This is a genomic window from Streptomyces sp. TRM64462, assembly GCF_013362995.1.
GTDB lineage: Bacteria > Actinomycetota > Actinomycetes > Streptomycetales > Streptomycetaceae > Streptomyces.
On record NZ_JABWDV010000227.1, the window covers coordinates 56,210 to 64,792 of the forward strand.

7 protein-coding genes and 1 pseudogene are annotated in these 8,583 nt (G+C 72.4%); all 8 read right to left on the reverse strand.

Features of this window, described 5'->3' with window-relative positions; genetic code table 11:
* Positions 1-38: 38 nt before the first annotated feature.
* Positions 39-1,055 (reverse strand): MCE family protein, encoded by a 1,017-nt coding sequence (locus tag HTZ82_RS10560; protein WP_175409067.1) that lies wholly within the window; start codon positions 1,053-1,055, stop codon positions 39-41.
* Positions 1,055-2,170 carry an MCE family protein gene (locus tag HTZ82_RS10565; protein WP_175409068.1) on the reverse strand — a complete coding sequence of 372 codons (1,116 nt, stop codon included), beginning with the start codon at positions 2,168-2,170 and terminating at the stop codon, positions 1,055-1,057. The genes HTZ82_RS10560 and HTZ82_RS10565 overlap by 1 nt, the downstream gene beginning before the upstream one ends.
* Positions 2,167-3,438, reverse strand: a complete 1,272-nt coding sequence (locus HTZ82_RS10570; RefSeq protein WP_175409069.1) for an MCE family protein — start codon at positions 3,436-3,438, stop codon at positions 2,167-2,169. The genes HTZ82_RS10565 and HTZ82_RS10570 overlap by 4 nt, the downstream gene beginning before the upstream one ends.
* A gap of 8 nt (positions 3,439-3,446) precedes the next feature.
* Positions 3,447-4,268, reverse strand: a complete 822-nt coding sequence (locus tag HTZ82_RS10575) for an ABC transporter permease (protein ID WP_175409070.1) — start codon at positions 4,266-4,268, stop codon at positions 3,447-3,449.
* A 2-nt stretch (positions 4,269-4,270) separates the two neighbouring features.
* On the reverse strand, positions 4,271-5,041 hold the full coding sequence (locus HTZ82_RS10580; protein ID WP_175409071.1) for an ABC transporter permease: 771 nt from the start codon (positions 5,039-5,041) through the stop codon (positions 4,271-4,273).
* Between the two features lie 500 nt (positions 5,042-5,541).
* Positions 5,542-6,459, reverse strand: a pseudogene (locus HTZ82_RS10585) (ABC transporter ATP-binding protein); the annotation flags it as partial.
* Between the two features lie 84 nt (positions 6,460-6,543).
* A complete protein-coding gene (locus tag HTZ82_RS10590) occupies positions 6,544-7,590 on the reverse strand; it encodes an RNA polymerase sigma factor (RefSeq protein WP_254711765.1) in 1,047 nt (348 codons plus the stop codon).
* 147 nt (positions 7,591-7,737) lie between these two features.
* A partial coding sequence (locus HTZ82_RS10595; protein ID WP_175409073.1) for a lytic transglycosylase domain-containing protein occupies positions 7,738-8,583 on the reverse strand: 846 nt, incomplete at its 5' end.

Sequence of the window (8,583 nt, forward strand, 5' to 3'; positions counted from 1 at the left end):
GGGGCGCATGCGGCGCACCAACCGCCGGAGGATCCGCATCATCGGGCACCTCCGGTGCCGTTCGTCCGGGGCTCCACCGGCACGGGGGCCACCATGTTCTGGATGTAGCTGTCGAACCAGCGCCCGTTGCCCAGGGTGTTGGTGAACACCCGGACGTACGGGGCCATCAGCCGCACGCTGCGGTCGAGGCTGGCCTGGTTGCGCTCAAGGAGCTTCACCACCGCGTTCAGGTTCTTCAGCGCCGGGCCGATGGCCGCGCGGTTGTCGCGGACCAGGCCGGAGAGCTGGACGCTGAGCGCCACGGAGTTGGTGAGCAGCGCGTGGATCGCGGCGCGGCGGGCGGTGATCTCCTGGAACAGCTTGTCGCCGTCCTTCACGAGGGTCGTGAACTCGGTCGTCCGCTCCGACAGGACGCCGCTCACGCCGTTGGCGCGGGCGAGGAGGCCGCGCAGCGCCTGGTCGCGGGACGCCACCGTGCGGGAGATCTTCGACAGCCCGTCGATGGACGCCCTGACCTCGGCCGGCGAGTCCTTGAACGTGGTCGAGAGGGTGTCCAGGGCGGTCGCGAGGCGCTGCGTGTCGATGGCCTCCGTGGTCGTCGTCAGATCGCTGAACGCCGTGACCACGTCGTACGCGGGGACCGTGCGGTTCAGCGGGATCTCGCTGCCCGGGGCCAGCCGCCCCGGCCCCTCGGGCTCCAGCGCCAGGTACTTCGCGCCGAGGATCGTCTTGACCCGGATGGCCGCGCCCGTCCGCTCGCCGAGCGGCGGGTCGCCCTTCACACGGAACGTGACCTTCACGTGGTCGCCGTCCAGGTCGACGTCGTCCACCTTGCCGACCTTGACCCCGGCGACCCGCACGTCGTCGCCGGGCCGCAGCCCGCCCGCCTCGGAGAACGCGGCGCTGTAGCGGTCGCCGCTGCCGATGAGCGGCAGGTCCTCGGCGTTGAACGCGGCGACGATCAGGGCGAGGACGGTCGTGAGGCCGACCGCGCCGATGACGACGGGGTTCCGCTCGCGGAACGACCCTTTGGAAAGCCTTGGTGTCTTGGTCATCAGGCACACCTCGCCCGCGCCACGTGCAGCTCCGGAGTGAGCGTCTCGGCGGGCTTCCCGGCCTCCGCGTTCGGCAGCACGACCCGCCCGTCGAAGTCGCACAGGTAGAAGTTGAACCACGAGCCGTACGACGCCGTCCCGATCAGCTTGTCGAGCTTGTTCGGCAGCCGTTGCAGGACGCCCTCCACCGTCTTCTCGTTCTCCTTCAGCGTCCCGGCGAGCTTCGACAGCTCGGCGATGTCCTTCTTCAGCGGCGGCCTGGCGTCCTTCAGCAGCCCGGACGTGGCGGCCGCGAGGTCGTTGATGCCGGCCAGCGACGCGCCGATCGGCTTGCGGTCGGCGGACAGACCGGAGATCAGCCGCTGGAGCTGCTTCAGCAGCTCCGAGAACCGGGTGCTGCGCTGATCGACCGTGGCCAGCACCTCGTTGAGGTTGGTGATGACGGAGCCGATGAGCTTGTCCCGGTCCGCGAGCGTCGTCGTGAGCGACGCGGTGTGCGCGAGCAGGCTGTTGACCGTGCCGCCCTCGCCCTGGAGGGTCTTGACGATCTCGGTGGCCAACTGGTTCACGTCCTCCGGGCTCAGCGCGGCGAAGAGCGGCTTGAAGCCGTTGAGCAGGGCGTTCAGGTCCAGCGCGGGTTCGGTGCGGGACAGCGGGATGCGCCCGCCCGGCGCCAACCGGGTGCCGTCGCCGGTGCCCTCGGTGAGCGCCACGTACCGCTGGCCGACGAGGCTGCGGTACCGGATGACGGCCCGGGTGCTGGTGAGCAGCGGGCGGTCGCGGGAGACGCTGAACGTCACCTCGGCGAGGGCCTGGCCGTCGCTCTCGCCGCCCTTGCCGTCGCTCTTGCCGCCGCCCTCGCCCGTGATCCGTATGTCCTCGACCTCGCCGACCCGCACGCCCGCGACCCGGATGTCGTCTCCCTCCTCCAGGCTGGTGACGTCGCTGAAGACGGCCGTGTAAGTGTCCTTGGGCGTGAAGGACACATTGACGATGGTGGCGGCGAGCAGGGCGGTCGCGGCCACGGTCACGACCGTGAAGAGGCCGAGCTTGACGAGCGGCCCCGCCATGGCCTGGGAGTTCGTACGACTCGTACGAGAGGTGCGGCGGCTCATGCGACGCTCACCGCCGTTCCCCGGGCCATCGGCCCGAACAGCAGCGTCGCGACCGGCGGGACGCGGTCCGCCGGCACGCCCATGACGGGCGCGACGAGCGCGGACACGGCGCGCTGCTCGGCGGCGGTGGAGGACACGGCCGTGTTCCCGGCACCGGAACCGGAACCGGCGTCGACGTCCTTCGTACCGTCGCGGAGCTTGGTGTGGGGCGCCGGGACGTTCGGGTGCGGCAGCCCTCTGCAGTTCGGGCCGGAGCGTTCGGCATAGCGCGGTTCCTCGCCGGGGCGGTAAGGGGGACGGGGGTGTACGAGTTCGAGCGTGATCCGCATGCGGCCGCCCCTGAACGCCTCCTCGGACGCGGCCTCCTGACGGACCAGCCCCTCCAGGAGGCACGGGTACTCGGGGGAGTAGCGGGCGAACAGTGCCAGCGTGGGGCGGGAGACGCGGCCCAGCGTGATGATCCGGTCGGCGTTCTCGTCGAGGAAGGCCTCGGCCGTGCCGGACACGGTCGCCGTGGATGTCAGGAAGGACGCGAGCCGGTCCTTCTGCTCGACGACCGTCCGGCTGGTGGTGAGCGTGTTGTCGAGGATCCGCAGCAGATCGGGCGCGGCGTCCCCGTACACCTCCGCGACGTCCGCGAACCGCTTGATGTCCTCCCGGAGGGACGGCATGTGCGGGTTGAGCTTCCGCAGATAGGCGTCCAGCCGGGTCAGGTTGTCGCCGATCTCGTCGCCGCGCCCGTCGAGCGCCGTGGCGAACGCCGACAGCGTGGCGTTCAGCTTCGCGGGCTGGACGGTGCGCAGCAGCGGCAGCAGATCGTTCATCAGGCGCTGGAGCTCGATGCCGACGGTGGTGCGGTCCTGCGTGATGACGTCGCCGTCCCGGATGTGCCGCCCCGCGCCCGGGGAGGCGGGCGCGACGAGGTCGACGTACTTCTCGCCGAAGAGGGTCTTCGGCAGCAGCCGGGCGTGCACGTCGGCGGGGATACGGGGCACGTGCTCGGGCTTCAGGGCGAGCGACAGCGTCGCCTTCTCGCCGTCGGCCCGCACCTCCCGCACCTCGCCGACGAGCAGGCCGCGCAGCTTGACGTCGGCGCGCGGCTCCAGCTGGTTGCCGAGCGTGCCGGCCTCCAGGGTGACCCGTACGACGGGTGTGAACACCTGCTGGTACACGGCGACGGTCAGGGACAGCAGCAGGGCGATGACGAGGAGGAACAGGACCCCGTACACCCGCAGCCGCTTCGCACTCGTGGTGGTGGTCGTGGACATCGGCGGCGCTACCCCGCTATCCGTACGGTCGTGTGGGCGCCCCAGATGGCGAGGCTCAGGAAGAAGTCCAGGACGTTGATCGCGACGATCGACGTGCGCACGCCCCGGCCGACCGCGACGCCGACCCCGGCGGGGCCGCCGCTCGCGTGGTAGCCGTAGTAGCAGTGGACCAGGATGATCACGACGGCGAAGACGATCACCTTGCCGAAGGACCACAGCACGTCCTCGGGCGGCAGGTACTGCTGGAAGTAGTGGTCGTACGTGCCCGTGGACTGGCCGTAGTAGCCGGTCGTGATGGTGCGGGCGGCGAAGTACGAGGACAGCAGCCCGACCACGTACAGCGGGATCACGGCGACGAACCCGGCGATCATGCGGGTGGTGACGAGGAACGGCAGGGACGGCACGCCCATCACTTCCAGCGCGTCCGTCTCCTCGCTGATCCGCATGGCGCCGAGCTGCGCCGTGAAGCCGGCGCCGACGGTCGCGGACAGCGCGAGGCCGGCGACGAGCGGGGCGATCTCGCGGGTGTTGAAGTACGCGGACAGGAACGCGACGAAGTTCGACGTACCGAGCTGGTTGAGCGCCGCGTAGCCCTGGAGGCCCACCTCGGTGCCGGTGAAGAACGACAGGAACGCGATGACGCCGACGGTGCCGCCGACGACCGCGAGCGCCCCGCGCCCGAAGCTGACCTCGGCGAGCAGCCGCAGGACCTCCTTCTTGTAGCGGCGCAGGGTGCGGCCGGTCCAGGCCAGGGAGCGGCCGTAGAAGACGAGTTGGGCGCCCAGCTCTTCGAGGTGGCGGGCGAGCGGTGTGAGCAGTGGAGTGGCCATCGTCATCCCCTCTGCGGAACGAGCTGGAAGTAGACGGCGGTCATCACGAAGTTCGTGACGAAGAGCAACATGAAGGTGATGACCACGGACTGGTTCACGGCGTCGCCCACGCCCTTCGGCCCGCCCTTCGCCGTGAGCCCCTTGTACGAGGCGACGATCGCGGCGATCGCCCCGAAGACCAGGGCTTTCAGCTCGGCCGCCCACAGGTCCGAGAGCTGGGCGAGCGTGGTGAACGAGGCAAGGTACGCGCCGGGGGTGCCGTTCTGGAGGACGACGTTGAAGACGTAACCGCCGGCCACGCCGACGACCGAGACCAGGCCGTTGAGCAGGACGGCCACGAGCATGGTGGCCAGGACGCGGGGCACGACGAGCCGGTGGATCGGGTCGATGCCGAGGACCTGGAGGGCGTCGATCTCCTCCCGGATCTTCCGGGCGCCGAGGTCCGCGCAGATCGCCGTGCCGCCGGCGCCGGCGATCAGCAGCGCGGTCACGATGGGGGAGGCCTCGCGCAGCACGGCGAGCACGGAGGCGGCCCCGGAGAACGACTGCGCCCCGAGCTGCCGCGTCAGGCCGCCGATCTGCAGCGCGATCACCGCGCCGAACGGGATGGAGACCAGGGCGGTCGGCAGGATGGTGACGCCCGCGATGAACCAGGCCTGCTGAAGGAACTCCCGGATCTGGAACGGCCGCCGCGGCAGCGCGCGCAGAACGTCCAGCGCCATGGCGAACAGGGCCCCGGTGTGCCGCAACCCGGCAGTAGGCGAAAAACTCACGACCGACCCCCCTCGCCCCCGGCGCCGCCGCCAGGACCGCCTCCCGCACCCACGCCCTGCCCTGCGCCCGCGCCCGGTGCGTCCCCCGTGCGGTCCTCCGCATCCGGGGCGTCTCCCGCGTCCGCGTCCGGGGCCTGTCCCGTGCCCGCGTCCGCGTCCGGGGCGTCTCCCGTGCCCGCGTCCGCGTCCGGGGCCTGTCCCGCGCCCCCGTCCGCGTCCGGGGCGTCTCCCGCGCCCCCGTCCGCGTCCGGGGCGTCTCCCGTGCCCGCGCCTGTGGCCTGTCCCGTGCCCGAGTCCGGGGCATCTCCCGCGTCCGCACCCGCGCTTGAGGCCGGTCCGGTGCCCGCCTCCACGTCCGGGGCGTCTCCCGTGTCCGCCTCCGTGCCCGGGGCCTGTCCCGTGTCCGCCTCCGCGCCCCGGGCGTCTCCCGTTGTGGGCAGGCGTCCCGCAGGGCGGGACGGGTGGGCACAACGGGACCCGTCGCCGGAACCCGAGTCCGCCCCCACCAGCGACGCCTCACGCTCCGCGATGGCCTGCCACCGGGGCGGCCGGACCACCCCCGGGCTCGGCAGGAGCCGGGGCGTCAGCGGCGCCCCCGGCGCTCCGGACGCGGACGCGTCCAGCCCCGCCAGCTCCGCCTCCACCTGCCCCGCGTCCTTCTCCTCCGCCATCCCGATCGGCCCCTGCATCCGCCCGTTCAGGAACTGCCCCACCACCGGCTCGTCACTGCTCAGCAGCTCCTCCCGCGGCCCGAACATCACCAGCTCCCGCCGGAACAGCAGCCCGATGTTGTCCGGCACCTGCCGGGCGGACGCGATGTCGTGCGTGACGATCAGGAAGGTCGCGTCGATCTGCGCGTTGAGGTCCACGATGAGCTGGTTCAGATACGCGACGCGCACCGGGTCGAGCCCCGAGTCGGGCTCGTCGAACAGGATGATCTCCGGGTCGAGCACCAGCGCCCGCGCGAGCCCGGCCCGCTTCCGCATACCGCCCGAGATCTCGCCGGGCAGCTTCTCCTCGGCGCCGATCAGTCCGACCATGTCCATCTTCTCGAGGACGATGCGCCGGACCTCGCTCTCCGGCTTGCGCGTGTGCTCCCGCAGCGGGAAGGCGATGTTGTCGTACAGGTTCATCGACCCGAACAGCGCGCCGTCCTGGAAGAGCACGCCGAAGAGCTTCCGCACCTCGTACAGCTCGTGCTCACGCAGCCGCGTGATGTCCTGCCCGGCGACGCGAATGGACCCCCGGTCCGGCTTCAGCAGCCCGACGAGCGTCTTCAGGAACACCGACTTGCCCGTGCCCGAAGGCCCGAGCAGCACGGACACCTCCCCGGCGGGCAGCGTCAGCGAGACGTCCTGCCAGATGACCTGGTGGCCGAAGGATTTGGTCAACCCTTCCACACAGATCTCGACACCCATCCGGTTCACCCTTCAGCGGGGAGCAGCTCGACATCTGCTCTACGGGGAAGGGCGGGCCGTCCGTCGCGGAAACCCGAAGATTTTTTACGGCGTCGAAACCGGCGGCGTCACAGGTACGGGTACGGGCACCACGGGCACGGAGGTCGGCACAGGAACGGGCAGCGGAACGGACGCCTCGGGCACCGACGCCTCGGGCAGCGGCACGTCAGGCACATCAGGCACGTCAGGCACGTCCAGCACCTCAGGCAGCACCGGTGCGTCCACCGCAGGCAGCGGCGCCTCCGGTACGGCCACCTCCGGAACCTCCACCCCAGGCACCGCCACCTCCGGCAGCAGCGACGGCAGCCCACCCGGGCCGGAGGGCCGCACGGCCTCGCGCTCCGCCTCCGGGGGCGTGCCGCCGGGACCGGCGGCCGGCCGGCCGTACCCCACAGGGTCCACGCCCGCTGTCACCACCGGCCCTGGCGACCCGCCAGGCGCCGGCGCGCCGGCATCCCCGGCCGGGCCCGTGCCCCCGCCCTCGTAGGCGAACGGCAGCACCATCCCCACCACGGCCAGCGCCGCGGCCGCCGACGAGACGGCGACCGCCTGCGGGACCGAGGCCGACGCCGAGGTCGTCGCCGATGCCGACGCCCGCCCGCCGCGCCCGAACAGCCACAGCAGCGCGACCCCGAGCGTCCCGGCCAGCGAGTCGCGCAGCGTCCGCCGGGCCCGGGCCAGCAGCGACTCGACGGCCCGGTGGCTCAGCCCCATCTCCCGCGCGACCTGCTCGACGTCCCGGTCCTGTGCCTTCAGCCGCAGCGCCTCCGCCTGCCGGGCTGGCAGCTCACGGCTCCGGTACGCGATCCAGCGCGCCTCCGCCCGGTCGCAGACGACCTCGTCGACCGGCGCGGGGCCCGGCGCTGTCAGCTTCGGCAGGGCCCGTACCTCGGCCTCGCGGTGCACCTGCCGGTGCCGGTCGACGCACAGCCGCATGGTGACCGTCGTCAGCCAGGCGCCGAGCCGGGCGTCGTCCAGGTGCGGGTTCTCGGCGGCGCGCAGCATCGCCTCGTGCACGGCGTCCTCGGCGTCCTCGGCACTGACCGATCTGCGCCGGGCCACCTTCAGGAGCTGTTCACGGTGGCTCCACATACGGTGCCACCGCACGTGGGCAGCATCGTCTGGACGTGGGTCCGTCGTCGCCATGAGGGCCCCTTCGCGCTCACAACAATGGCAGGGCAGGCCGCGACGTTACCCCCGGGTACGCCGTGTTGTGGAGGGGCGGAGGCGCAGTGAGTCCTAACCGTTGCCGGTGCCCGCCCCCGCTTCCGGCAGCAGCCCGCCGTCCAGGGCCGGAACCTCCGCCTCCGGCAGGGTGACCAGCGACGGAGCCCCGGACGGCGCACGGCCCGAAGGCGACGGCGAGGACGAGGACGAGGATGAGGATGAGGATGAGGACGAGGGCGAACGGGACCCGGCGGGCGCGGCCGAACGGTCCGCAGACGACGGCGCACGCGACGCCGACGCCGACGGCACCGGCTTCGGCGCCCCGCTCACGGAAGGCCGCGGCGTCGCCCGCCCGCCCCCACTCCCCGTACGCGGAGCCGCCGCCGCACCGCCCGCGTCCGGCACGACCCGGTGACCCGTACGGAAGTACGCGTACCAGGACAGCACCAGCCGCCGGTACGCGTCCGACCGGTTGTACGAGAGCACCGCCCGGTCCAGGTCGCCCGCGTCGCCCAGATCGCGCCCGCCCGCACACAGATACCGCCCGGCGGCGAGCGCCGCGTCATGGACGTTGTGCGGATCGGCCACGCCGTCGTCGTTGCCGTCGGCGCCCCACGCCGCCCACGTGGACGGGATGAACTGCATCGGCCCGACCGCCCGGTCGTAGGCGGCGTCCCCGTCGTACGCGCCCCCGTCCGTGTCCCGGATCAGCGCGAATCCACGCCCGTCGAGCCGTGGCCCGACGATCGGCGTGTACGTCGTCCCGGTGGCGTCCACGCGTCCCCCGCGCGCCTGCCCCGACTCGACCTGCCCGATCGCGGCGAGGAGCTGCCACGCCAGGCCGCACCCGGGCGCCCCCACCCGCAGCCGCGCCTCCGCGTTCCGGTACGCGGCGAGCACCGTCGCCGGCACCGCGCC